Source organism: Pseudomonas protegens CHA0 (genome assembly GCF_000397205.1).
Lineage (GTDB): Bacteria > Pseudomonadota > Gammaproteobacteria > Pseudomonadales > Pseudomonadaceae > Aquipseudomonas > Aquipseudomonas protegens.
Map to the genome: position 1 here is coordinate 1,112,369 of NC_021237.1, position 21,657 is coordinate 1,134,025.

Genomic DNA, 21,657 nt, shown 5'->3' on the forward strand with positions numbered 1-21,657 from the left:
AGGAGGCTCCATGAACCTCGATTCTTCGGCGTCGGCCCTCAGCTACCAATCGGGCTTTGGCAACGAATTTGCCAGCGAGGCCCTGCCAGGGGCGCTGCCCGTCGGCCAGAACTCCCCGCAAAAAGCCCCTTACGGCCTGTACGCCGAACTGTTTTCCGGCACCGCCTTCACCATGACCCGCAGCGAAGCCCGGCGTACCTGGATGTACCGCATCCAGCCCTCGGCCAAGCACCCGGCTTTCGCCAAGCTTGCGCGCCAGCTGGCAGGCGGCCCCCTGGGTGAGGTCACCCCCAACCGCCTGCGCTGGAGCCCCCTGCAGATTCCTGGTGAAGCCACCGATTTCATCGACGGCCTGGTGGCCATGGTGGCCAACTCGGCGGCGCAGAAGCCGGCGGGTATCAGCGTCTATCACTACCGTGCCAACCGCTCGATGGAGCGGGTGTTCTTCAATGCCGATGGCGAGCTGCTGCTGGTGCCGGAGCTGGGCCGCCTGCGCATCGTCACCGAACTGGGCATGCTGGACCTGGAGCCATTGGAAATCGCCGTGCTGCCTCGCGGGCTGAAATTCCGCATCGAACTGCTGGACCCGCAAGCCCGCGGCTACGTCGCCGAGAACCACGGCGCGCCGCTGCGCCTGCCGGACCTTGGGCCGATTGGCAGCAACGGCCTGGCCAACCCCCGGGATTTCCTGGCCCCGGTGGCTCATTACGAAGACCTGCGCCAGCCCACCACGCTCGTCCAGAAGTACCTCGGCGAGCTCTGGGGCTGCGAGCTCGACCATTCGCCACTGAACGTGGTGGCCTGGCACGGCAACAACGTGCCGTACAAATACGACCTGCGTCGTTTCAACACCATTGGCACCGTCAGCTTCGACCACCCGGACCCGTCGATCTTCACCGTATTGACCTCGCCCACCAGCGTGCCGGGCCTGGCCAACCTGGACTTCGTGATCTTTCCGCCACGCTGGATGGTGGCCGAGAACACCTTCCGTCCACCGTGGTTCCACCGCAACCTGATGAACGAGTTCATGGGCCTGATCCAGGGTGCCTACGATGCCAAGGCCGAAGGCTTCCTGCCCGGCGGCGCGTCGCTGCACAGTTGCATGAGCGCCCACGGCCCGGACGGCGAAACCTGCACCAAGGCGATCAACGCCCAGTTGCAGCCGGCCAAGATCGACAACACCATGGCCTTCATGTTCGAGACCAGCCAGGTGCTGCGCCCGAGCCAGTTCGCCCTGGAGTGCCCAGAGCTGCAGAACGACTACGATGCTTGCTGGGCCTCGCTGCCCGTCACCTTCAACCCGAATCGGAGATAACCCATGACCTTGCCCACCATCACCCGTAGCTGGGTCGAGTCCGCCAACGGTCACCCCGACTTCCCGTTGCAGAACCTGCCCCTGGGCGTCTTCAGCACCCAGGGTTCGGCGCCCCGCAGCGGGGTCGCCATTGGCGAACAGATTTTCGACCTGGAAGCGGCGCTGGATGCCGGGCTGTTCGAAGGCCAGGCCCAGGCTGCGGTGCAGGCGGCCCGTGGCGGCCAGCTGAATGCGTTCTTCGAACTCGGCCGCCCGGCCCGGGTCGCCTTGCGCGAACGCCTGCTGGAACTGCTCGGCGAAGGCAGCAGCCTGCGCGGCAAGATCGAGGCCCAGGGGGCGAAACTGCTGCCCCAGGCCGCGGACTGCCAGATGCACCTGCCGGCTAAGATCAACGATTACACCGACTTCTATGTGGGCATCGAACACGCGCAGAACGTCGGCAAGCTGTTCCGCCCCGACAACCCGCTGCTGCCCAACTACAAGTACGTGCCGATCGGCTATCACGGTCGCGCCTCCACTATCCGTACCTCCGGTGCCGACGTGCGCCGGCCCAAGGGCCAGACCCTGCCGGCCGGGCAGTCCGAACCGACCTTCGGCCCCTGCGCGCGCCTGGACTACGAACTGGAGCTGGGCATCTGGATCGGCCAGGGCAACGAGATGGGCGAGCCCATCGCCATTGGCGACGCCGCCGAACACATCGCCGGGTTCTGCCTGCTCAACGACTGGTCGGCGCGGGATATCCAGGCCTGGGAATACCAGCCGCTGGGCCCATTCCTGTCGAAAAGCTTCATCACCAGCATTTCGCCCTGGGTGGTGACCGCTGAGGCCCTGGAGCCGTTCCGCCAGGCTCAGGCCCCGCGCCCTGAAGGCGACCCGCAACCGCTGCCGTACCTGCTGGACAAGCGCGACCAGGCCGGCGGTGGCTTCGACATCGAATTGGAAGTGCTGCTGACCACTCGCACCATGCGCGAGCAGGGCCTGCCGGCACACCGCCTGACCCTGAGCAACACTCGGTACATGTACTGGACCGTGGCGCAGATGGTTGCGCACCACAGCGTCAACGGCTGCCAGTTGCAGGCTGGCGACCTGTTCGGTTCGGGCACCTTGTCCGGCCCGCAGAACGGCCAGTTCGGCAGCCTGCTGGAGATCACCGAAGGCGGCAAGAAACCCATCGAACTGGCGTCCGGCGAGGTGCGCAAGTTCCTCGAGGACGGCGATGAAATCATCCTGCGCGGGCGTTGCAGCCGTGAGGGTTTCGCCTCCATCGGCTTCGGCGAATGCCGTGGCACGGTCCAGCCGGCACGTTAAGGGAGAGCCCCCATGCAGCTCTATACCTACTACCGCTCCACTGCGTCCTACCGGGTGCGCATCGCGCTGGCCCTCAAGGGCCTGGAGTTCCAGGCCATACCGGTCAATCTGCTGGTGCCCAAGGGCGGTGCGAATCGCCAGCCGGAGTACCTGGAGATCAACCCTCAGGGCCGGGTGCCGGCCCTGCGGACCGATGAAGGCGACCTGCTGATCCAGTCGCTGGCAATCATCGAGTACCTGGAGGAGCGTTATCCACAGGTGCCGCTGCTGTCCACGGACCTGGTCAGCCGCGCCCGGGAACGGGCGGTTGCCGCGATCATCGGCTGCGACATTCATCCGCTGCACAACTCCAGCACCCAAAACCTGCTACGGGAATGGGGCCATGAGGAAGCGCAACTGCTGGTGTGGATCGACCACTGGATCAGCCAGGGGCTGGCGGCCCTGGAGCAACTGATCGGCGACCAGGGCTTCTGTTTTGGCGATGAGCCGGGGCTGGCCGATGTGTTCCTGATTCCCCAGCTGTATGCGGCCGAGCGTTTCAAGGTGTCCCTGGACGCCTATCCGCGGATCCTCCGGGTCGCGGCCCTGGCCGCCGAGCACCCGGCGTTCCAGGCTGCGCACCCGGCCAACCAGCCAGATACGCCAGCCTGAACCTGCACGCTGCCCGGTATCCGGGGTAGCGTGGCATCTGCATCACCCAGGCCCCGCAACGGGGCCTGAGCGGTCACCGCCTGTGACCTGCGCAACACTGCTGCCCATAACCATAAAAAACCGAACAGGTACTTTGCGATGCAAAATCAGATTGCCAGCTTTCGTGCTGCGCTCGACGCCCGCCCGGTGTCCCGCTACCAGTGGTTGCTCTTGTTGCTTCTCGCCTTGCTGCTGGTCACCGATGGCTACGACGCCCAGGTCCTGGGCTATGTGGTGCCGGCCCTGGCCCAGGACTGGGGGCTGGAGAAGGCCGCCTTCGGCCCGGTGTTCAGCGCTAACCTGCTGGGCCTGACCCTGGGGTCCCTGGCGGTGACGCCCCTGGCGGACCGTTTTGGCGTGCGCCGGATCCTGCTCTGTTGCGTGCTGATCTACGCCAGCCTCACGGTGCTGATGGTGTTCGCCAATTCCCTTGAAAGCCTGATGGCCGCCCGTTTTATCTGTGGCATCGGCATGGGCGGGGCGATGCCCAGCGCGATGGCGCTGATGTCCGAATATTCGCCGCCGCGCCTGCGCACCCTGATGGTGACCCTGGCCGCCTGCGGTTTCTCCTTTGGCGGCGCGGCGGGTGGTTTCGTTGCCGCCGGGTTCATCGATCGCTTTGGCTGGGAAGCGGTGTTCCTCGCCGGTGGCATCACGCCACTGCTGCTGTTTCCTTTCCTGCTCTGGCGCCTGCCCGAATCGCTGCCGCGCCTGCTGCGGGACGCGCCGCCCTATGCGCGGCTGCGCAAGGTCACCGCACAGATGCTCCCGGACTGGCAACCGCCGGCCGCAGTGCTCAACAGCGGTGAGCAGGTGGACAGCAAGCTCACGGTGCTGGAGCTGTTCCGCCATGGCTATGCACGGCCGACCTTGCTGATCTGGGCGACCTTTTTCGTCAGCCTGATCCTGCTGTATTTCATGATCAGCTGGTTGCCGACGCTGCTGCTGGAGAGTGGCCTGGCCCTGAGGCAGGCCAACCTGGTGACTTCGATGTTCCTCTTCGCCGGCACCCTCGGCGCGATCTGCATGGCCTGGTTCGCCGACCGCCTGAAACGCAAGGTGCGCCTGCTGGCCGCGGTGCTCAGCGCCGCCGCACTGTGCACCGTGCTACTGGGGTTGAACCACGACAACCCGCGCTACCTGGTGGTGTTCGTGTTTGCCGCGGGCTTCTGCATCATCGGTGGCCAGTTGACCCTGAATGCCTTCGCCAGCAACTTCTACCCGGCCCAGGTGCGCGCCACCGGCACCGGCTGGGCTTTGGGCGTGGGGCGTTTCGGTTCGATCCTCGGTCCGCTGTTCGGCAGCATGCTGCTGGCGATGCATATTCCGGTGCAGCAGATTTTCTTCTTCTGCGCGATTCCGGCCCTGCTTGCGGCGTTGTTGATCATCCAGGTGCGTTCGCCCCTGGCGTCGGCCTCAAGTGAGGCGGGGCCGGCCGCGCAACGGCAGGCCCCGCTCAAGTCCTGAGGGGCAGGGTGCTTCAGCGTGCCAGGTGCTTGATCATCGGCACGCAGGCCAGGGTCAGGCCCCGGGGCGACTGGTACTGAGCGATGCGCTCACCGACAAAGCCGCAACGGCGATAAAAGTCGGCGGCATTGAGGGTCGAATCCAGGATCAGGTGGGGCAACTCGGCCTCCAGCGCCCGTTCTTCGAGGTACTCCATCATCTTGCGGCCGATACCACGTCCCATGTAGGCCGGGTCGACGAACACCGCGTCGACCTGCCCGGTCTCCAGGTCGAGCATGCCGCTGGCGGTCACCTGATTGTCGATGACCGCGACATGGCCGGTGTTTTCCACCACTTCGATGAAGTAGTCGCTCAGTTCGCCAGCCGTCCAGACCTGGAGGTCCGCTTCGGGGTAGTGGCCGGCGCACTGCTGGTTGATGGCCTGGTTGCGAATGTCGAAGACTCGTTGTGCGTCGGCGCCGTGGGCTTTTCTGATGAGCATGCTGTGTCCGTTCCCTGGGGTTAGCCGCCCATCCTGCCAGAGCCCGAGCGCTGCTGTCATGCGGCCCTGGCCTGTATCAGCAACAGCCCCCAGCCGGTGGGCAGGGTGCCGTCGGCGCATTGCAAGTGCCGGGTGGCGTCGTGCAGTTCCTGCTTCATCCTGGCGCGGTTGGCAGGGCTCAGGCGATCCAGGTCGTAGGTGTCGCCAAGGGCAACCCAGAGTTCCTCGAAGGTTGGCGTCCAGGGCAGGTCCAGGTCTTCGAAGTGCAGCGCGGTGAAGTGCCGGCCCAGCAGTTGCCGCCAGCCATCCTCCGACTGCGCCCGTGGGTCCACTAGGGGCAGGTGCGCCAGGTGGTCGCGTCGGGCGGCGGCGCGGAACACCTGCAGGTAGTGCTGGCCCAGTTCCCCGAGGAGAAATTCCCGGCCGACCACCGCTGACAGTTGGCCGCCCGGGACCAGCACTCGATGAGCCTCCTGCAGCACCTGCTCGATATCGCTCATGAGCATCAGCGCCAGGTGCGAAAGCACCGCGTCGACGCTGGCGCTGGCGAGGGAAAGGGCTTGCGCCCGCTCCTCCAGCAGCAGGCCCCGGCCCGCCAGGCGCACATGGGCCGCCTGTAATTCGGTGGCGCTCATGTCGACCCCGAGCAACCGTGCCGTGGGGTGGTGCCTGGCCAGCAGGTCGAGCAGGAAACCGTCGCCGCAACCCAGGTCCAGCACCCGCGCCTCGGGTGGTAGGGCCTTGAGGGTGGTTGCCAGTATGTCGTAGGAGGAACCACGCCCCGCCAGGCTCAGCCCGGCGAAGGCCGGTGGCGTGGTGCCGGGGTGGCGCTGGTGGAAATCCTGGAGGAAGCGTTCGGCGCTGTTCATGCTTTTTCATCCTTGCAGCAGGCGGGTGAGCGGCGGGCATTGTTGCACGGCAGGCGCGGAACCGCGGGAGGATTCAGTGCACGATGGTATTAGGCGGCAGGTGCCCGAGGCGTTCGGTCAGGCGCAGGCGCTGGATCGGATCGTCGCTGAGCAGCAGGGCGTGCTCCAGGTCGAAGCGTTCGGCATTCGGGCATTCCAGGCGCTGGTAGAGGCTGGCCCGGGCCAGGTAGTCGGCGGCGCTGCCGTTGCCGATTTCCAGGACCCGTTCGGCATTGATCAGGGCCCCCAGATGGTCGTCGTAGGACAGGTGCAACTGGCGCAGGTTGCGTGACAGGCGTTGGAACATCTGCAGCGGTTCGGCGCTGGCCAGGTGCTCGGCGCTGAGTTTGATATGGGCGCCGTACTGGCGCTGCAGCAGTTCCCGGCAATCGTTGGGGTACAGCCGCCGCCCGCCGCACGGGTCCAGCAGGTGGTCGGCACCGGGCACCCGCAGCAGGAAGTGCCCGGGAAAGTTCACCCCCGCCAGCGGCACCTGCAGCCGCTGCGCCAGCTCCAGAGCGATCAGGGCCAGGGCCAGGGGCTGGCCGCGCCGACGCTCCAAGACCTTGTCCATCAGCGCAGCCTGGGGCCGCAGGGGCAGGTGTTCGTCCTGCTGGAAACCCAGGTCGTTGAGCCGGCGCAACAGCGGTTGGCCGAGCTCATTCGCCGGCAGCGTCGGCAGGCTGCTGCCCACTTGCTGCTGCAGTTGCTTGAACTCCTCCAGCAACAGGCCGGGCACCACCTGGGGATCATGCTCGGCAGCAATCCAAAGGGCAGCTTCCAGCAGGGCGGGTGGCGAGCGGTGCAGACAGGCGAAAAAAGCTTGGCGCGGGTTCATCTCGATCTCCGACGGATGCCTCGTTTTAGCCTCGTGACGAAGCTTCGTCCAGTGTTGAAATGCGTGGTAGCAGGTTATTTCCCAAAGCCTGCAAAAACCCGGGGCTTATTCCTGCGCGGCGCAGCAAATTCCAGGCGCAAGCCTATACTGGCGTCTACAAGAAGTGATTCGGGAGCCCGTCGATGTTCGCTCTCATGCACAGCACCCGCCTTGAATCGCTGCACCTCAGCGTCGACCCCTGTACCGGGTTGAAGGCCGTGATCGCCATCCACGACAGCCGCCTGGGGCCCGCCCTGGGCGGCTGTCGTTACCTCGCCTACCCCGACGACAGCAGTGCCGTGACGGATGCTGCGCGCCTGGCCCAGGGCATGAGCTACAAGGCCGCCCTGGCCGGCCTGCCCCAGGGCGGCGGTACCGCCGTGATCATCCGCCCCGCCCATGTGGAAAGCCGCGCCGCCCTGTTCGAAGCCTTTGGCCGATGCGTCGAGCAACTGGACGGGCGCTACATCACCGCCATCGACAGCGGTACCTCGGTGGCCGACATGGACTGCATCGCCCAGCAGACCCGTTACGTCACCAGCACCAGTGCCGCGGGCGACCCTGCCCCCCATGCCGCCATGGGAGTGTTCGCCGGCATACGCAGCACCGCCATGGCGCGCCTGGGCAGCGACAACCTGGAAGGCCTGCGGGTGGCGATCCAGGGGCTGGGCAATGTCGGCTATGCCCTGGCCGAACAGTTGCACGCTGCCGGGGCGGAGTTGCTGGTCAGCGATATCGATGCCGGCAAGGTGCAACTGGCCATGGAGCAACTGGGCGCCCATCCCATCGCCAACGATTCTCTGCTCAGCACCCCTTGCGACATCCTCGCACCCTGCGGCCTGGGGGCGGTGCTCAACAGCCTCAGCGTGGCGCAACTGCGCTGCTCGGCGGTGGCGGGTTCGGCCAACAATCAACTGACCAACCTGCAGGTGGCCGATCAATTGGAGCGCCGCGGGATTCTCTATGCGCCGGACTACGTGATCAATTCCGGGGGGCTGATCTATGTGTCCCTCAAGCACCGCAACACGGAACTGCCGGTCATCACCGCCCACCTGTCGAAGATCAGCCAGCGGCTGACGGAAATCTTCGCCCACGCCCAGGCCGAAAAGCGCTCCCCGGCGCGAGTGGCCGATGAACTGGCGGAACGGGTGCTGTACCGCTAGGCATTCTTGCCTTAACCCTTGGCCAGGCTCTGTGTACCATCCGGCTGCGAAGTGCCCACTGACAAGGAATGTATCGACGATGCGTGAAGCGCTGGAGACCGGGCTGGATGAGCAGTTGTCCTGCCTGTTGCGGGTGGGGGCGGACATTCAGGCGGTTCGTGATGTTCTTGTGGCATACCGGGACAAGGGCTTTTGCGCAGAGGCCGTATACAAGCATCTGGCATCACTCCGGCCTGGCGCATCAGAAGAGCTGGAGGACCGAATTCTGGAAGCCATGGATATCGCATCAGGTTTTTGTTCCGCAGGCTCCAGGGTCTGGGACGTCGTGCAATGACAGTGCCAGATATGGCCCCACCATTGACTGGCTGCTCCATCAGGCAACTGCAGTTGTACGCAGCGGCATGCCTGGCGGTTTACTGCGAACGAAAAGGCATTGCTCACCCGTCCATCGATGAGTTGATAAAGCACCTTGAGGGCTACCCGCCAAAGGGCGATCTACTGGCGTGGGAGAGAGCCGGGGCGCTGCTGGCACTCAATGGTCGCGGAGATGATTGGCCCCAGGAGCTTGTCGCCTTGATAGCGCCTGAAGAGGTCGAGGCGTTCTCTTGCATCGTTGACAGCGCAGTTGAGGTGGGAATGGTTGACCTGTATGGCGACTCGACTGAGATGCCCCTGGCCTTCCTGGGCAAGATCACTTCCCTGCTGCATCGCAACGCTATCGAATTGCCTGATCCGCCAGGGGCGACAGCGCTTCAACCGGCCACCGCACAAGTGCCACTCTTGCCTTCGCAGGCATGAAAAAAGCCCTGTGCCAGGGGCACAGGGCTTATTCAATTCGCGTAAAGCCTATTTCGCGGCCTTGGCCGCTTTCGCCGGTTTGGCTGGCGCCTCGGCTTCAACAGGTTGCGGCTCTGCCACAGCCTCCACTACGGGAGCGGGGGCACTGAGCAACTCGGACAACGCGTCCGGCTGGCTCTTGAACGCCTTGGCGAACACATCGCGGTTCTTCGCCATGTAGATCCCGGCTTCTTCCACCTGCTGTTCGCTCAGCGACGGCACGGCTTTGTGCAACACTTCAGCGAGCAATTCAGCCAGTTCGAGCATTTTGTCATGACGGTCAGCTTCGGCTTTATCCATGAACAAGCGCTCCAGATCTCGGCTGCTGCGGTATACCACTTCGACGGCCATTCACCACCTCACATGCCTTCACGATAATGGGTCTGTATAAACACTGTATCTATATACAGGTCGAGAGAATAGGCGAAACCTTTTCCCTTGGATAGTGGCTTTTTAATGTAGACGCAATTTTTTTCCCGGGCCGATTGTTACCAGGCCGTGCCTCGTTGCCGGCGGCCACCATCTCATTGAAGGCTCCTGGCCTTTTTTCTGCATGCAGAACAACCGTCACGTCCAATCCGCATCATCCGGTCGAAACGACCTAAGGAAAAACCATCGTGAAAATCAATTGGGCCGAGAACCTGCGGCAGAACGTCCACCAGCTGGCCGAATCCCTGGGCAACTTGTTCGTCGAGTCGTTCCACTACCTGGCGCTGTTCGCCATCGGTGCGGTGACCGCCTGGGCGGCGGTGATGGAATTTTTGCAGATGATCGAGGTGGGCCACATCAAGATCGATGACATCCTGCTGCTGTTCATCTACCTGGAGTTGGGGGCGATGGTCGGCATCTACTTCAAGACCAACCATATGCCGGTGCGTTTCCTGATCTACGTGGCGATCACCGCGCTGACCCGGTTGCTGATCTCCAACGTCTCGCACCACAACCCGCCGGACCTGGGCATCATCTACCTGTGCGGCGGCATCCTGTTGCTGGCCTTCGCCATCCTGGTGGTGCGCTACGCCTCGTCGCAGTTCCCTTCGGTGAAGATCGAGCATCCGCAGCGCAAGATCGGCGCGGGCTCCGGCGAACACCCGGAAGTGGAGAAGGGCGAGCTCTAGAACCTCAGGGCCGGCGGCGCGAGCTTCCGGCCGGTGGGCGGCGGCAGGCCCAGGCTGTCGCCGTTGGTCATGGCTTCGAGAATGGCCACGGCACTGTGGCCCTGCTCGATGGCGATACCAAACTGAATGCTTTGCACCAGGCGCTTGATGCGCTGCGGGTCATTGCGCTGGGCCGCGCTGATCATGCGCTTGGCCACCACCCGGCCACCTTCGGACAAGGTCAGCATGATGCTGCCGTCCAGGCCCTGGATGCTCAGGTTGACCTGGTATTGCGGGGTGAAGGTGTCGGTAATCAGTTGAAAAGGGTTGTCCATGATGCGTCACCGCCTGATTGGATCGTGCAGTCATTGACCGGCAAGGCGCGGAATTAGTTCGCGATTCCGGACCACTGGCCAGTCGTTCGCCGAGGGGGGCCAACGTCCGTATTCCTCCCCCGGGACAAAGCAAGGGACATGCCGGGAAACGCGCCGGGCAATGAATACGGGGACAAAAAAGCGGACCACGAGGTCCGCTTTTTTTATCCAGGCCCGATTCAGGGCACGACTGAATAAATGATCGCAGACAGTGCGACCAGCCCGATCAGCACCACGAACAGGTTCGACAACTGGCCCGAATACTGGCGCAGTGAAGGCACCCGCCGGATCGCATACATCGGCATCAGGAACAGCAGGCAGGCGATTACCGGTCCGCCCATGGTCTCGATGATGTGCAGGATGCTCGGGTTGAAGGTGGCCACGGCCCAGCACGTGAGGATCATGAACAGCGCGGTGATCTTCTCCAGGCTGCTGGAGGACAGCGAGCGCCCCCGCAGGTTTTTCACGATCAGGCCCTGGAAGCCTTCGCTGGCGCCGATGTAGTGGCCCAGGAACGACTTGGTAATGGCCACCAGGGCGATCAGCGGGGCGGCATAGGCAATCACCGGGGTCTGAAAGTGGTTGGCCAGGTAGGACAGGATCGAGATGTTCTGTTCCTTGGCCGCTACCAGGTCCGCCGGCGACAGGGCCAGCACGCAACTGAAGCAGAAGAACATCACGGTCAGCACCATCATGCCGTGGGCCGTGGCCAGGATACCGCTGCTCTTGGCTTCGGCCTGCGGGCCGTAATGGCGCTTCTGATCCAGGGCGAAGGCCGAGATGATCGGCGAATGGTTGAAGGAAAACACCATCACCGGGATCGCCAGCCACAGGGTCTTGAAGAACAGCGGCAGGGGCATGCCTTCGCCGGCCGAGGCGAAGAACGCGCCGTTCCAGTTGGGGATCAGGCTCAGGGCCAGTAGCAGCAACGCGGCGACGAACGGGTAGACCAGCAGGCTCATGGCCCGCACGATCACGCCCTGGCCGCAGCGCACGATGGCCATCAGGCCGAGGATCAGCAGCAGCGATAGCAGCGCCCGCGGCGGTGGAGTCATGTGCAGCTGGTGTTCCATGAAACTGCTCAGGGTGTTGGTCAGCGCCACGCTGTACACCAGCAGGATCGGGAAGATGGCAAAGAAGTAGAGCAGGGTGATCAGCTTGCCGGCGCCGACCCCGAAATGCTCCTCGACCACTTCGGTGATGTCTCCGGAGCGCCCGGAAAGAACGAAGCGGGTCAGGCCGCGGTGGGCGAAGAAGGTCATGGGGAAGGCCAGCAGCGCCAGCACGATCAGCGGCCAGAAGCCGCCGACCCCGGCGTTGATCGGCAGGAACAGGGTGCCGGCGCCGATGGCGGTGCCATACAGGCCGAGCATCCAGGTGGTGTCGTGCTTGCTCCAGCCTTGCCGGGCTGTTGCGGTGTCGCGGGGTATGGCTACAGCAGGGTTTTGGGCAGCAGGTGTGGGTACATCGGTCATCGGTATCGCCTCGTTATTATTTTTGCTCGGGCTCACGTGTTACGGACGGTCAGGGAAGGCTCCTCAGCATTCCACCCAGCTCACTGCCAGGCCGCCCCGTGAAGTCTCTTTGTATTTGTCATGCATGTCGGCGCCGGTATCGCGCATGGTGCGGATCACCCGGTCCAGGGAAATGAAATGCTTGCCGTCACCGCGCAGGGCCATCTGGGTGGCGTTGATCGCTTTCACCGCGGCAATCGCGTTGCGCTCGATGCAGGGCACCTGCACCAGGCCGCCCACCGGGTCGCAAGTCAGGCCGAGGTTGTGTTCCAGGCCGATCTCGGCGGCGTTTTCCAGTTGCTCGGGCGTGGCACCGAGGACTTCCGCCAAACCCGCAGCGGCCATGGCGCAGGCCGAGCCCACTTCGCCCTGGCAGCCGACTTCGGCGCCGGAGATGGAGGCGTTCTTCTTGCACAGGATGCCCACGGCGGCGGCACCGAGGAAAAAGTTGAGGATGTCGTCGTCACAGGCCTGCGGGTTGAACTTCATGTAGTAGTGCAGCACCGCCGGGATGATCCCCGCCGCGCCGTTGGTGGGCGCGGTGACCATGCGCCCGCCGGCGGCGTTTTCCTCGTTCACGGCCAGGGCATAGAGGTTGACCCACTCCATGGCCGAGAGGGTCGAGGTGATGACATTCGGCTTGCCGATTTCCAGCAGGCTGCGGTGCAGCTTGGCGGCGCGGCGGGGTACGTCGAGGCCGCCGGGCAGGATGCCTTCGTGGCGCAGGCCCTGTTCCACGCATTCGCGCATCACCGACCAGATGTGCAGCAGGCCGCTGCGGATCTCGGCGTCGCTGCGCCAGGCCCGTTCATTGGCCAGCATCAGTTCGCCGACCCGCAGCTTATGGGTCTTGCACAGGGCCAGCAGTTCAGCGGCACTGTTGAAGTCGTAGGGCAGTTGGACACCGGTGGTGGTTTCGGCACCGGCCTCGACCTGGGCCGCTTCGATGATGAAGCCGCCACCCACCGAGTAGTAGGTCTGCTCCAGCAGCTTGCCCTGCTCGCCAAAGGCGGTCAGGGACATGGCGTTGGGGTGGTAGGGCAGGCTTTCGTCCAGCAGGAGCAGGTCCTGCTGCCAGTCAAAGGCAATGAGGCTGTGCCCGCCCAGCAGCAGTTGGCCGCTGTCGCGCAACTGCTGGATGCGAGGGTTGATGCTGGTGGGGTCGATGCTGTCTGGCCATTCACCCATCAGCCCCATGACACTGGCGCGGTCGGTGGCATGGCCGACGCCGGTGGCGGACAGCGAACCATAGAGACGGATCTGTACCCGCTGCACCTGGTCTTGCAGGCCCTGCTCGAACAGCGCCTGGGCGAAGGTCGCGGCGGCGCGCATCGGGCCCACGGTGTGGGAGCTGGAGGGGCCGATACCGACTTTGAAGAGATCGAAAACACTGATAGCCATGCTAAAGCCTTACAAGCAATGGAAGGTGGATCGCTGCCATTTTTTGTAGGCCAAGCGCAATGTCGGCGATACTGCCCGCCTCGGTCAGCACTGACCAACGAAACTTCCTAAGAGATCCTTTAGCAGGGCTAAACGATGAGCCGACAATTTCATGCCCAGACCTATGTCTGGCTGCATGTGTTTTCCTGTGCCGCGCGGCACCTGTCTTTTACCCGGTGTGCCGAAGAGCTGCACATCACCCCGGGGGCGGTCAGCCAGCAGATCCGCCAGTTGGAGGAGCGCCTGGGTTTTCGCCTGTTTCACCGGCGGCCCCGGGGGGTGGAGCTGAGTGCCGAAGGCCAGCGGCTGGCGCTGACGGTGAGCGAGGCCTACGGCAGCATCGACGCGGAACTGCGGCGCCTGGATGCGGGGATGATCGGGGGGACCTTGCGCTTGCGCTCGATCCCGTCGTTTCTCGGCAAGTGGCTGACTCCGCGCCTGCCGCGCCTGCAGCAGCGTTATCCGGAGATCCAGCTGCGGCTGGTGGCCGAAGACAGCAGCGTGGCCCTGCACGAGGGCGACTTCGACCTGGCCATCGACCTGAACGACGGCAGCTACCCCGGCTTGCAGTCCACCGCGTTGCTGGATGAGCAGATTTTCCCGGTCTGCGCGCCGAGTCTGCTGCGGGGCCGTCCGCCGTTGCACGGTCCGGCGGACCTGGCGCATTTTCCATTGCTGCACGACATCACCGCCTGGCGCGGCAGCTATGAATACGCCGAGTGGGAGTTCTACCTCAATGCCATCGGCTTCGAGGGCGCGGACGTGCGTCGTGGCCATACCTTCAATCGCAACCACCTGACCATCGAGGCGGCGATTGCCGGCATGGGCGTGGCGATTGCCCGGCGCACCCTGCTCAATGACGAACTGGAGCGTGGCACCCTGATCGTGCCTTTCGGCCTGGCGGTGCCCAACCACAAACGCTACGTGCTGCTCTATGCGCCGGGCGCCCTGAGCCATCCGGGCGTACGCGCGGTGCATGACTGGCTGGTGGAGGAAGCGGAGATCTTTCGCGGCTTGCACCCTCTGGGCGAGGGGCAGCTGTGAGCGGTTTTGACTGACGCATGGGGCGGGTTAACTCCCGACCTTAACAGCGCCTTTGCGGTTTGTCCGGCTTTATTTGCGTATGAATATTTATCTTTTTTAAGGGGTTGAAATGTTCGTCGCCGTGCCTAATTGTGTAATCAAGAGGTCACGAAATGCAGGTTCATACGCATTGCCTTGACCCTCTTACGAGCAAGCTGAAATAAGGGAAGAACTATGCAAATCCAAGTCCATAGCGATAACCATATTCAAAGCAGCCTTCGGATGGAGGAGTGGGTGCGCAGCACCGTTGAAAGCACGCTCGAACGCTACGAAGAAGACCTGACCCGGGTAGTGGTCCACCTGCGGGACGAGAACGGTGGCAAGTCGGGTCCGGACGATATGCGCTGCCAGCTGGAAGCCCGTCCGAAAGGTCACCAACCGGTTTCTGTGACCCACAAGGCCGACACCCTGGAGCAGGCCCTCGACGGCGCCACCGTCAAGTTGGAAAGTGCCCTGGAGCACATGTTCGGCAAATTGCGCGGCAAACGTGCGGCAGCGGTGCCCACAGCCGATGGCAGCGAGGCAGATGCCCTGCTCGAAGAAGAATTCCTGGAGAACCAACAGGCCGCGCTCAATAGCTGACGGCCGAGTTTCACCCCCCAACCGGACGGGCCTGCATTGCAGGCCCGTTTTGCTTTGTGGGGAAAATTAATCAGAACGCCACGGAGGTCTGCACATAGAGCGTGCGGGGCTCGCCTACGTACTTGCCCTTGTTGTTGTCGTCGAAGGAACGGGTGAAGTACTGGTGGTTGAAGATGTTCTTCACCCCCACCGCCACGTTCAGGTCCGACAGTTGCGGGCCGAAGTCATACCCGGCGCGGGTGCTGAACAGCATGTAGCCGGGGATGCGCCCGGTGCTGCCATCGGCGCTTTCGGCACGGGTGTTGGCATTGTCGGCAAACTGGCTGCTCTGGTAGCTGCTGTCGAGGTTGAGCTTCCACGGGCCTTCGGTGTAGCTCACCCCCAGGGTGCCCTTGTGCTTGGAAGAGAAGGGCGCGCGGTTGCCCTTGTTCGGGCCGTCTTCACGAATGGTGGCATCGACATAGGCGTAGGTGGCGTAGACATCGAAGCCCGCCAGCGCCGGGGCCAGGCCATCCAGGGCGTAGCTGACGCTGCTCTCGATACCCTGGTGGCGAGTCTCGCCCCGGGCGATCACCGTGTCGTTGGTCTGGTTGCTGTCGTACTGGTTGTCGAAGTTGATCAGGAAAGCGCCGATCTCCGCCCGCAGGGTGCCGTCGTCATAGCGGGTGCCCAGTTCCCAGGTGCGGGCTTTCTCCGGCTTGACCTCGCCACTGGCCACGCGGTTGGGCATCTGGCTGTATTGCACGCTGCCGAAGGAACCTTCGGTGTTGGCGTAGAGGTTCCAGCTCTCGTTGAGGTGGTACATCACATTCAGCGCCGGCAGCGCGGTGTTGTAGTCACCCTTGTATTTGACGTGGGTGAGGTTGTTGCTCTGCTGCGACTCGATCATCTCGTAGCGGATGCCCGGGGTCAGGGTCCACTTGCCGATATCGATCCGGTCATCGACGAAGAACGCATGGGCTTCGGTGCCGCCACGGGTGTCGCGGTCATTGCGGCTGTTGCTGGTGGGCAGTTGCTGGTTGGCGGTCAGCGGCGTGCGATAGCGCAGTTCATGACCGGCTTCGTTGATGTAGCGGTAGCCGACGCCCACTTCGTGGCTGCTGTCCCCCAGGTCGAAGCCTTGGGCGAAACGGGTTTCCAGGCCGCGTACCCAGTATTCGCGAGGCGACAGGGAGAGGAAGCTGCCCTGGTCCAGGTAACCGCTGCGCAGGGTCTTGGTGAAGAAGCTGTTGACGGTGAATTCGCGGCGGTCTTCCTGGTAGCGGTAGCCGACGTTGAACATCGTGCGCCGGCCCCAGAACTTGTCGTAGGGGCGGGTCGACTGGTACGGGTCGGCCTTGTAGTCCGCCACGTTCAGGCCGCCGGGCATGTCCGCCTCACCTTCGTAGTACTGGGCCATGGCATTGAAACTGTTGGCTTCATCGAGCTGGTACTTGCCCTTGAGGATCAGGTCGTCGATCTGCGTGTCGCTGTGTTCGCGCCAGTCGCCGCCGCGGGTGCCGGAGTACAGCAGGGCGCCGCCCAGGCCGTTGTCGGCGGTGCCACCGGCCAGCAGGTTGCCGGTGGTCTTGAAGCCGTCATGGCTGGAGGAGGGGCTGGTTTCGGTCTGGAAGCCGCCCTTGACCGTCGGCGCGTCGGGAATTGCCCGGGTCACGAAGTTGACGATGCCGCCGACGTTCTGCGGGCCATAGCGCACCGCGCCACCACCGCGCACCACGTCCACTGCATCCATGTTGCCCATGCTGATGGGGGCAAACGACAGTTGCGGCTGACCGTAGGGGGCGAAGGGTACCGGGATACCGTCCATCAGCACCGTGGAGCGCGAGGCCAGGCGCGGATTGAGGCCGCGGATGCCGAAGTTCAGCGCCATGTCGTGGCTGCCGGTGCCGTTGTTGTCCGGTGCGTTGACCCCGGGAATCCGATTGAGCACGTCCCGCGCCTGGGTGGCGCCCTGGCGTTCGAACTCCTCGCGACGGATCACGTCCCGGGCCCCTGGGTGCTCGAACACATCGCTTTGCTGGGCATCGCCGAGCCAGTCGCCGACCACGCTGGAGGCGCCCAGGTGCAGCGGCTGCGCAGCGGCCTCGGGGCTGGCCGGTTGCAGGCTGAAGGCATTGTTGCCCTCGGCCCGGGCTTGCAGGCCGGTGCCTTGCAGCAGAACGTTCAGGCCTTCCTGCGGGCTGTACTGGCCTTGCAGGCCACGGCTTTGCACGCCACTGGTGACGTGTGAGCCGAAGGAGATCAGCACCCCGGCTTGCCGGCCGAACTGGTTCAGGGCGTTTTCCAGCGAGGTCGGGGCGATGTGATAACTCTGGGCCTGGGCCTCGGCGGCCTGGACCAGGGGCAGGCTGGCCAGGCTCAGGCTGGCCCCCAGCAGCAAGTGGCGCAGGGTACGGGCCAGAGGCGTGAGGCAGGTGGGTTGCTCGGTCATGAAGGTGGGTCCTGAGAAGGGGGAATCAAGGTGGCTTTCCTTCTCTGTCACTTGAACCTGGAGAAACGGCTCATGGGCGGTGGTTTTTTTTCGGTGCCGGGGCGGGCGGCGATTGGTTTGCGGGGGCTTGGGTGCGGCCCGGGTCAAGGGCGCGTCCCCTGCGGAGCCGGTTGCAGCCCGCGGCAGCGGCGACAGAGTGCCGTCAGGCGCGGGCCTGGACGGTGACCCAATAGCGGGTGAAGCGACGTACCTTGACCGGCAGGCTGATCTCCAGCAGGTCGAGAATCCGCTCGCTGTCATCCAGGGGGTAGCTGCCGGAAATCAGCAGGTCCGCCACCTGCGCATCACAGTTGAGCTGGCCGCGGCGGTAGCGCCCCAGTTCGTCGAGAAAGTCCGCCAGGCGCATGTGCGCTGCCACCAGCATGCCTTCGCTCCAGGCGCCGCTGCCGGCATCCAGGGCCCGGGGAGCTTGCCAGCTGTTGCCGGTGAAGTTCAGTTGCTGCCCGGCCGCCACCTGGGGCGGGGTTGTGGCGTAGTCCAAGGGCGTCACGCCGACGGTTCCGGAGAACACCGCCAGTTGGGTGTAGTCCTTGAATTGGCGCAGGTTCAGCCGCGCGCCTTGCGGGCTTACCTGCCCTTGTGCGGTCTGCACCCGCAGCGGCCGGGCATCCTGGGCACTGGTGAGCATGATCTCGCCCTCCAGCAGGCGGATCAGCCGTTGCTGGCCATCAAAGCGCACATCCACCGCGCTGCTGGTATTGAGCTGCAACTGGCTGCCGTCGCTCAGTTGCAGTTTGCGCCGCTGCCCCAGGGGGCTGCGGTAATCCGCCAGCAGTGGCGGCAGCGGGTTGTGTTCGCGCAGGCCCCAGGCGGCGGCCGAGCCGGCGCCGAGAATCAGCAGCAGCTTCAGTGCCTGGCGCCGGCTGGCGGATTTCGGCGCGTTCAGGGCGGCGTGGGCCAGGGGCGAAGACAGGCCACGCAGGCGCTGGTTGACGCGCTGGATATGCTCCCAGGCCCGCTGATGTTCGCTGTGGGCATCGTGCCATTGCTGCCAGGCCTGTTGCTGGCGCGGGCTCAAGGGCCCGCCCTGCATTTCGAGCAGCCAGTGCACGGCCTGTTCGGCCACCTGGTTGCTGAAATCGGGCTGGCCATTGAGGTGTGGGTTCATCGAGGCACTCACAGGGCGAAGTAGCAGCGCATCGCCGCTTTGTTCAGGTGGCGTTTGACCGTGGCGATGGAGATATTCAGCTCCCGGGCGATTTCGCCGTAGGTCAGGCCGTCCAGCTGGCACAGCAGAAAGGCTCGCTTGACCGGCCGCGGCAGGCCGTCGAGCAGGCTGTCCAGATCCATCAGGGTTTGCAGGATGATGGCCCGCTCTTCCTCGGAGGGCGCCACCTGTTCAGGCATCTGCGCCAGGGTTTCCTGATAGGCCCGCTCCAGGTCCTGGCGCCGGTAGTGGTTGAACAGCACGCGCTTGGCGATGGTGGTGAGAAACGCCCGGGGCTCGATCAGGGCCGGTGTTTCCCGGGCGCTGAGTACCCGGATGAAGGTGTCCTGGGCCAGGTCTGCGGCGCTGTGGGGGCAGCCGAGCCGGCGCCGCAACCAGGTGTTCAACCAGCTGTGATGGGCCTGGTAGAGGCCTTCGACGGTAGCGGTGTGGGACAAGCCGGACGCTCCTGCACCGAGATGGCGCATAAGAGAACAAGAATTGTTCGCATTGTAGTGGGGCGATATGGCATTCGGCAATCCGCCCGCATCGCCGGCAGCCAGTGGCTGTGCCTGGGCTTTTTTGCATATGAGAATATTTATCATTATTATCGTGCGCCTGTTGGCTCCGGGTGCTTGCGTGGCATCCCGGGCTTCTCCCTTCGTATCCAGGTCCAAACATGAAAAGCAAGGCCGGCGGGCTCCCCGCTTCCTATCGTCTGGCGGTTGCCTCGCGGGTCTGCGCCGCAGTCCTGGGGGGCTACCTGCTGGCGGCGCTGTCCAGTGTCTGCCTGACCCTGTTGCTGCCTGGCCCCAGGGTCGATGCCGTGCTCAGCGGGATGCTCCTGTCCTTCGTGTTCTACCTGCTGGCGGTGCTCTGGTGCTTCGCCTGTCGCAGTGCCTGGCAGGCCTGGGCCGGGGTATTGCTGCCGAGCCTGGTGCTGGCGCTGGTGAGCGGCAGTCTCTACTGGGCGGCCTGGTCATGAAGGAGGGGTTGCGGCAATCCATGGCCTGGCTGCACACCTGGAGCGGGCTGCTGCTGGGCTGGTTGCTGTTCGCGATTTTCTTCACCGGCACCCTGTCCTACTTCAAGGCGGAAATCACCCACTGGATGCAGCCCGAGGCGCCGGCCCGCGCCCTGAACGCCGACGTCAGTCTGGAGCTGGCCCAGCGCTACCTGGAACAGCACGGCCAGGGCGCCCAGCGCTGGTTCATCGACCTGCCGGACCCGCGCCAGCCGCTGCTGGCGGTGGCCTGGCAGGCGCCGAGCGCCCCCGGCGAGCGCGGCGTGTTCACGGAAAAGCTCCTGGACCCCGGCACCGGCAGCGAAGTGCATGTGCGCGATACCCGTGGCGGCGAGTTCTTCTACCGCTTCCACTTCCAGTTGCAGATGCCCTATCCCTGGGGTCGCTGGCTCTCGACCCTGGCGGCCATGGTGATGTTCGTGGCGCTGATCAGCGGCATCATCACCCACAAGAAAATCTTCAAGGACTTCTTCACCTTCCGCCCGCGCAAGGGCCAGCGCACCTGGCTCGACGGGCACAACGCGCTGGGCGTGCTGGTGCTGCCGTTCCACTTGATGATCACCTACAGCAGCCTGGTGATCTTCATGTCCATGGTCATGCCGGCGAGCATCCAGGTGGCCTACAAGGGTGACAGCAACGCCTACTTCAAGGACCTGCGGCCGGCCAGCAACAACACCCCGGCGGCCGGTCGGGCAGCGCCCCTGACCGCCCTCGACCCGCTGCTCGAACAGGCCCTGGACCATTGGCCGGGGGGCCGGGTGCAGCGGCTGGTGATCAATCACCCGGGGGATGCCAACGCTTCGGTGCACGTGATGCGCCACAGCGCCGACCGGGTGGTGCGCGATGGGGGCAGCACCCTGTCGTTCAACGGGGTCAGTGGCCAGCTGTTGCAGGCCAGTCCGGAACAATCCCTGCCCAAGGCCATCAGCGGCAGTTTCTATGGTTTGCACATGGGGCTGTTCGCCGGTCCGCTGTTGCGCTGGCTGTACTTCGCCTGTGGCCTGGCAAGCACCGCGATGATCGGCACCGGGCTGGTGCTCTGGCTCGGCAAGCGCCAGCTCAAGCACGCCAGGAGCCCGGCGCTGCCCTTCGAGCTGCGTCTGGTGCAGGTGCTGAACCTGGCCAGCATGGCCGGGCTGGTGCTGGCTGTGGCCGGATTCTTCTGGGCCAACCGGCTGTTGCCGGTGACCCTGGCCGAACGTGCCGATTGGGAGGTCAACGGCTTCTTCATGCTGTGGGGCCTGAGCTTGCTGCATGCCGTGCTGCGGCCGGAGCGTCGTGCCTGGGTCGAGCAACTGAGCCTGGCGGCCTTGCTGTTCGCCGGCATTCCTTTGCTGGACGTCCTGACCAGCCCGAGCCGGGCCGACGGCCTCATGGTCCGCGGCGACTGGATGCTGGCAGGCTTCGACCTGACCTGCCTGGGCAGCGGCCTGTTCCTGGCCTGGGCGGCGCGCAAGATGCATCGCGGCCAGCCGGCGGCGGCCCGTGCCGCACGACAACGGCCACCGGCCCCTGACACCGAGGTGAACTGAATGCTGCTGGCGCTGCTGCTGTGCTTTGCCGGATTCACCGGCCTGTGCCTGTCCCTGGACCGGCATCACGGCGAGCTGCTCGGGCACAAGCCTTCGGCCCTGCGCCGCCACGGCCTGCGCCTGGGCGGCTGGCTGTTGCTGGGCCTGTCGCTGGCAGCAGCAGTGCAGGGCACCGGCTGGAGCCTGGGGCTGGTGCAGTGGTGCGCGGTGCTGATGTTCAGCGCCTTGCTGCTGGTGCTGCTGTTGCCCTATCGGCCGCGCCTGGTGCTGACGATGGCGGGGGCCAGCCTGCTGGCCAGCCCGGTCGCGGCCCTGGCCCACTTCTGA

The 21,657-nt window shown here is 64.6% G+C and carries 22 protein-coding genes and 1 pseudogene; 13 read left to right on the plus strand and 10 right to left on the minus strand.

The annotated features are described in order from the left end of the window. Positions 1 to 10: 10 nt before the first annotated feature. The 4 genes from hmgA to PFLCHA0_RS04935 all read left to right on the plus strand — a co-directional run bounded on the left by hmgA (position 11) and on the right by PFLCHA0_RS04935 (position 4,780). Entirely contained in the window at positions 11 to 1,315 is a 1,305-nt protein-coding gene (gene hmgA, locus PFLCHA0_RS04920; RefSeq protein WP_015634194.1) for a homogentisate 1,2-dioxygenase, read from the plus strand. Between the two features lie 3 nt (positions 1,316 to 1,318). After that, a complete protein-coding gene (gene fahA / locus PFLCHA0_RS04925; protein WP_015634195.1) occupies positions 1,319 to 2,623 on the plus strand; it encodes a fumarylacetoacetase in 1,305 nt (434 codons plus the stop codon). Positions 2,624 to 2,635: 12 nt separating this feature from the next. After that, positions 2,636 to 3,274, plus strand: coding sequence for a maleylacetoacetate isomerase (gene maiA, locus PFLCHA0_RS04930; RefSeq protein WP_015634196.1), 639 nt, complete (start codon positions 2,636 to 2,638; stop codon positions 3,272 to 3,274). Positions 3,275 to 3,412: 138 nt separating this feature from the next. Beyond that, positions 3,413 to 4,780: an MFS transporter gene (locus PFLCHA0_RS04935; RefSeq protein WP_015634197.1), complete on the plus strand. Its 1,368-nt coding sequence runs from the start codon at positions 3,413 to 3,415 to the stop codon at positions 4,778 to 4,780. A gap of 13 nt (positions 4,781 to 4,793) precedes the next feature. On the opposite strand, the gene PFLCHA0_RS04940 is transcribed toward PFLCHA0_RS04935, so the two are convergent. The 3 genes from PFLCHA0_RS04940 to PFLCHA0_RS04950 form a co-directional block, all read right to left on the minus strand. Continuing rightward, positions 4,794 to 5,261 (minus strand): GNAT family N-acetyltransferase, encoded by a 468-nt coding sequence (locus PFLCHA0_RS04940; RefSeq protein WP_015634198.1) that lies wholly within the window; start codon positions 5,259 to 5,261, stop codon positions 4,794 to 4,796. 56 nt (positions 5,262 to 5,317) lie between these two features. After that, positions 5,318 to 6,130 (minus strand): class I SAM-dependent methyltransferase, encoded by an 813-nt coding sequence (locus tag PFLCHA0_RS04945; protein WP_015634199.1) that lies wholly within the window; start codon positions 6,128 to 6,130, stop codon positions 5,318 to 5,320. Positions 6,131 to 6,203: 73 nt separating this feature from the next. Beyond that, on the minus strand, positions 6,204 to 7,007 hold the full coding sequence (locus tag PFLCHA0_RS04950; protein ID WP_011059326.1) for a SirB1 family protein: 804 nt from the start codon (positions 7,005 to 7,007) through the stop codon (positions 6,204 to 6,206). Between the two features lie 182 nt (positions 7,008 to 7,189). Here PFLCHA0_RS04950 and PFLCHA0_RS04955 point away from each other — a divergent pair, with 182 nt between their 5' ends. From PFLCHA0_RS04955 to PFLCHA0_RS04965, 3 genes are all read left to right on the plus strand, one after another. Continuing rightward, entirely contained in the window at positions 7,190 to 8,209 is a 1,020-nt protein-coding gene (locus PFLCHA0_RS04955) for a Leu/Phe/Val dehydrogenase (RefSeq protein WP_011059327.1), read from the plus strand. A gap of 79 nt (positions 8,210 to 8,288) precedes the next feature. After that, the gene (locus PFLCHA0_RS04960; protein WP_015634201.1) at positions 8,289 to 8,543 is read left to right on the plus strand and encodes a hypothetical protein; all 255 of its coding nucleotides are present in this window, start codon (positions 8,289 to 8,291) and stop codon (positions 8,541 to 8,543) included. Positions 8,544 to 8,554: 11 nt separating this feature from the next. Next, positions 8,555 to 9,007, plus strand: a complete 453-nt coding sequence (locus PFLCHA0_RS04965; RefSeq protein WP_041116016.1) for a hypothetical protein — start codon at positions 8,555 to 8,557, stop codon at positions 9,005 to 9,007. 135 nt (positions 9,008 to 9,142) lie between these two features. On the opposite strand, the pseudogene PFLCHA0_RS04970 reads toward PFLCHA0_RS04965, so the two are convergent. Further along, positions 9,143 to 9,397, minus strand: a pseudogene (locus tag PFLCHA0_RS04970) (YebG family protein); the annotation flags it as partial. Between the two features lie 266 nt (positions 9,398 to 9,663). Here PFLCHA0_RS04970 and PFLCHA0_RS04975 point away from each other — a divergent pair. Then, positions 9,664 to 10,164 (plus strand): phosphate-starvation-inducible protein PsiE, encoded by a 501-nt coding sequence (locus tag PFLCHA0_RS04975; RefSeq protein WP_011059330.1) that lies wholly within the window; start codon positions 9,664 to 9,666, stop codon positions 10,162 to 10,164. Here the strand turns inward: PFLCHA0_RS04975 and PFLCHA0_RS04980 are convergent. The 3 genes from PFLCHA0_RS04980 to PFLCHA0_RS04990 all read right to left on the minus strand — a co-directional run bounded on the left by PFLCHA0_RS04980 (position 10,161) and on the right by PFLCHA0_RS04990 (position 13,432). Then, positions 10,161 to 10,478, minus strand: coding sequence for a DUF3509 domain-containing protein (locus tag PFLCHA0_RS04980; protein WP_015634203.1), 318 nt, complete (start codon positions 10,476 to 10,478; stop codon positions 10,161 to 10,163). The two genes, PFLCHA0_RS04975 and PFLCHA0_RS04980, sit on opposite strands and share 4 nt — an antisense overlap. A gap of 218 nt (positions 10,479 to 10,696) precedes the next feature. Further along, positions 10,697 to 11,992, minus strand: a complete 1,296-nt coding sequence (locus tag PFLCHA0_RS04985; protein WP_015634205.1) for a serine/threonine transporter — start codon at positions 11,990 to 11,992, stop codon at positions 10,697 to 10,699. A gap of 63 nt (positions 11,993 to 12,055) precedes the next feature. Then, positions 12,056 to 13,432 (minus strand): L-serine ammonia-lyase, encoded by a 1,377-nt coding sequence (locus PFLCHA0_RS04990; RefSeq protein ID WP_015634206.1) that lies wholly within the window; start codon positions 13,430 to 13,432, stop codon positions 12,056 to 12,058. A gap of 135 nt (positions 13,433 to 13,567) precedes the next feature. On the opposite strand from PFLCHA0_RS04990, the gene PFLCHA0_RS04995 reads away from it, so the two are divergent. Both PFLCHA0_RS04995 and PFLCHA0_RS05000 read left to right on the plus strand, forming a co-directional pair. Continuing rightward, positions 13,568 to 14,515 carry a LysR substrate-binding domain-containing protein gene (locus tag PFLCHA0_RS04995; RefSeq protein WP_015634207.1) on the plus strand — a complete coding sequence of 316 codons (948 nt, stop codon included), beginning with the start codon at positions 13,568 to 13,570 and terminating at the stop codon, positions 14,513 to 14,515. Between the two features lie 213 nt (positions 14,516 to 14,728). Further along, positions 14,729 to 15,136 carry an HPF/RaiA family ribosome-associated protein gene (locus PFLCHA0_RS05000; RefSeq protein ID WP_011059335.1) on the plus strand — a complete coding sequence of 136 codons (408 nt, stop codon included), beginning with the start codon at positions 14,729 to 14,731 and terminating at the stop codon, positions 15,134 to 15,136. A 70-nt stretch (positions 15,137 to 15,206) separates the two neighbouring features. Here PFLCHA0_RS05000 and fecA read toward each other — a convergent pair whose 3' ends face one another. The 3 genes from fecA to PFLCHA0_RS05015 all read right to left on the minus strand — a co-directional run bounded on the left by fecA (position 15,207) and on the right by PFLCHA0_RS05015 (position 19,232). Continuing rightward, on the minus strand, positions 15,207 to 17,567 hold the full coding sequence (fecA, locus tag PFLCHA0_RS05005; RefSeq protein ID WP_015634208.1) for a TonB-dependent Fe(3+) dicitrate receptor FecA: 2,361 nt from the start codon (positions 17,565 to 17,567) through the stop codon (positions 15,207 to 15,209). A 202-nt stretch (positions 17,568 to 17,769) separates the two neighbouring features. Next, the gene (locus PFLCHA0_RS05010; protein ID WP_015634209.1) at positions 17,770 to 18,735 is read right to left on the minus strand and encodes a FecR domain-containing protein; all 966 of its coding nucleotides are present in this window, start codon (positions 18,733 to 18,735) and stop codon (positions 17,770 to 17,772) included. Between the two features lie 8 nt (positions 18,736 to 18,743). Beyond that, a complete protein-coding gene (locus PFLCHA0_RS05015; protein WP_019093370.1) occupies positions 18,744 to 19,232 on the minus strand; it encodes a sigma-70 family RNA polymerase sigma factor in 489 nt (162 codons plus the stop codon). Positions 19,233 to 19,453: 221 nt separating this feature from the next. Here PFLCHA0_RS05015 and PFLCHA0_RS05020 point away from each other — a divergent pair, with 221 nt between their 5' ends. Genes PFLCHA0_RS05020 through PFLCHA0_RS05030 form a run of 3 tightly spaced genes read left to right on the plus strand, consistent with a single transcriptional unit; the run spans position 19,454 to position 21,657 of the window. After that, positions 19,454 to 19,759, plus strand: coding sequence for a DUF3649 domain-containing protein (locus PFLCHA0_RS05020; RefSeq protein ID WP_041116026.1), 306 nt, complete (start codon positions 19,454 to 19,456; stop codon positions 19,757 to 19,759). Further along, positions 19,756 to 21,330, plus strand: coding sequence for a PepSY-associated TM helix domain-containing protein (locus PFLCHA0_RS05025; protein ID WP_015634212.1), 1,575 nt, complete (start codon positions 19,756 to 19,758; stop codon positions 21,328 to 21,330). The genes PFLCHA0_RS05020 and PFLCHA0_RS05025 overlap by 4 nt, the downstream gene beginning before the upstream one ends. Next, positions 21,331 to 21,657 (plus strand): DUF3325 domain-containing protein, encoded by a 327-nt coding sequence (locus PFLCHA0_RS05030; RefSeq protein ID WP_015634213.1) that lies wholly within the window; start codon positions 21,331 to 21,333, stop codon positions 21,655 to 21,657.

Bases quoted from the DNA above. Each gene is read 5' to 3' on its own strand.
- PFLCHA0_RS05030 (WP_015634213.1), top strand. From the start codon at position 21,331: ATGCTGCTGGCGCTGCTGCTGTGCTTTGCCGGATTCACCGGCCTGTGC.
- PFLCHA0_RS04965 (WP_041116016.1), top strand. From the start codon at position 8,555: ATGGCCCCACCATTGACTGGCTGCTCCATCAGGCAACTGCAGTTGTAC.
- PFLCHA0_RS04940 (WP_015634198.1), bottom strand. From the start codon at position 5,261: ATGCTCATCAGAAAAGCCCACGGCGCCGACGCACAACGAGTCTTCGAC.
- PFLCHA0_RS04995 (WP_015634207.1), top strand. From the start codon at position 13,568: ATGAGCCGACAATTTCATGCCCAGACCTATGTCTGGCTGCATGTGTTT.
- PFLCHA0_RS04980 (WP_015634203.1), bottom strand. From the start codon at position 10,478: ATGGACAACCCTTTTCAACTGATTACCGACACCTTCACCCCGCAATAC.
- PFLCHA0_RS04950 (WP_011059326.1), bottom strand. From the start codon at position 7,007: ATGAACCCGCGCCAAGCTTTTTTCGCCTGTCTGCACCGCTCGCCACCC.
- PFLCHA0_RS04985 (WP_015634205.1), bottom strand. From the start codon at position 11,992: ATGACCGATGTACCCACACCTGCTGCCCAAAACCCTGCTGTAGCCATA.
- PFLCHA0_RS04945 (WP_015634199.1), bottom strand. From the start codon at position 6,130: ATGAACAGCGCCGAACGCTTCCTCCAGGATTTCCACCAGCGCCACCCC.
- PFLCHA0_RS05010 (WP_015634209.1), bottom strand. From the start codon at position 18,735: ATGAACCCACACCTCAATGGCCAGCCCGATTTCAGCAACCAGGTGGCC.
- fecA (WP_015634208.1), bottom strand. From the start codon at position 17,567: ATGACCGAGCAACCCACCTGCCTCACGCCTCTGGCCCGTACCCTGCGC.
- PFLCHA0_RS05020 (WP_041116026.1), top strand. From the start codon at position 19,454: ATGAAAAGCAAGGCCGGCGGGCTCCCCGCTTCCTATCGTCTGGCGGTT.
- PFLCHA0_RS04935 (WP_015634197.1), top strand. From the start codon at position 3,413: ATGCAAAATCAGATTGCCAGCTTTCGTGCTGCGCTCGACGCCCGCCCG.
- maiA (WP_015634196.1), top strand. From the start codon at position 2,636: ATGCAGCTCTATACCTACTACCGCTCCACTGCGTCCTACCGGGTGCGC.
- PFLCHA0_RS05025 (WP_015634212.1), top strand. From the start codon at position 19,756: ATGAAGGAGGGGTTGCGGCAATCCATGGCCTGGCTGCACACCTGGAGC.
- PFLCHA0_RS04960 (WP_015634201.1), top strand. From the start codon at position 8,289: ATGCGTGAAGCGCTGGAGACCGGGCTGGATGAGCAGTTGTCCTGCCTG.
- hmgA (WP_015634194.1), top strand. From the start codon at position 11: ATGAACCTCGATTCTTCGGCGTCGGCCCTCAGCTACCAATCGGGCTTT.
- fahA (WP_015634195.1), top strand. From the start codon at position 1,319: ATGACCTTGCCCACCATCACCCGTAGCTGGGTCGAGTCCGCCAACGGT.
- PFLCHA0_RS04990 (WP_015634206.1), bottom strand. From the start codon at position 13,432: ATGGCTATCAGTGTTTTCGATCTCTTCAAAGTCGGTATCGGCCCCTCC.
- PFLCHA0_RS05000 (WP_011059335.1), top strand. From the start codon at position 14,729: ATGCAAATCCAAGTCCATAGCGATAACCATATTCAAAGCAGCCTTCGG.
- PFLCHA0_RS04955 (WP_011059327.1), top strand. From the start codon at position 7,190: ATGTTCGCTCTCATGCACAGCACCCGCCTTGAATCGCTGCACCTCAGC.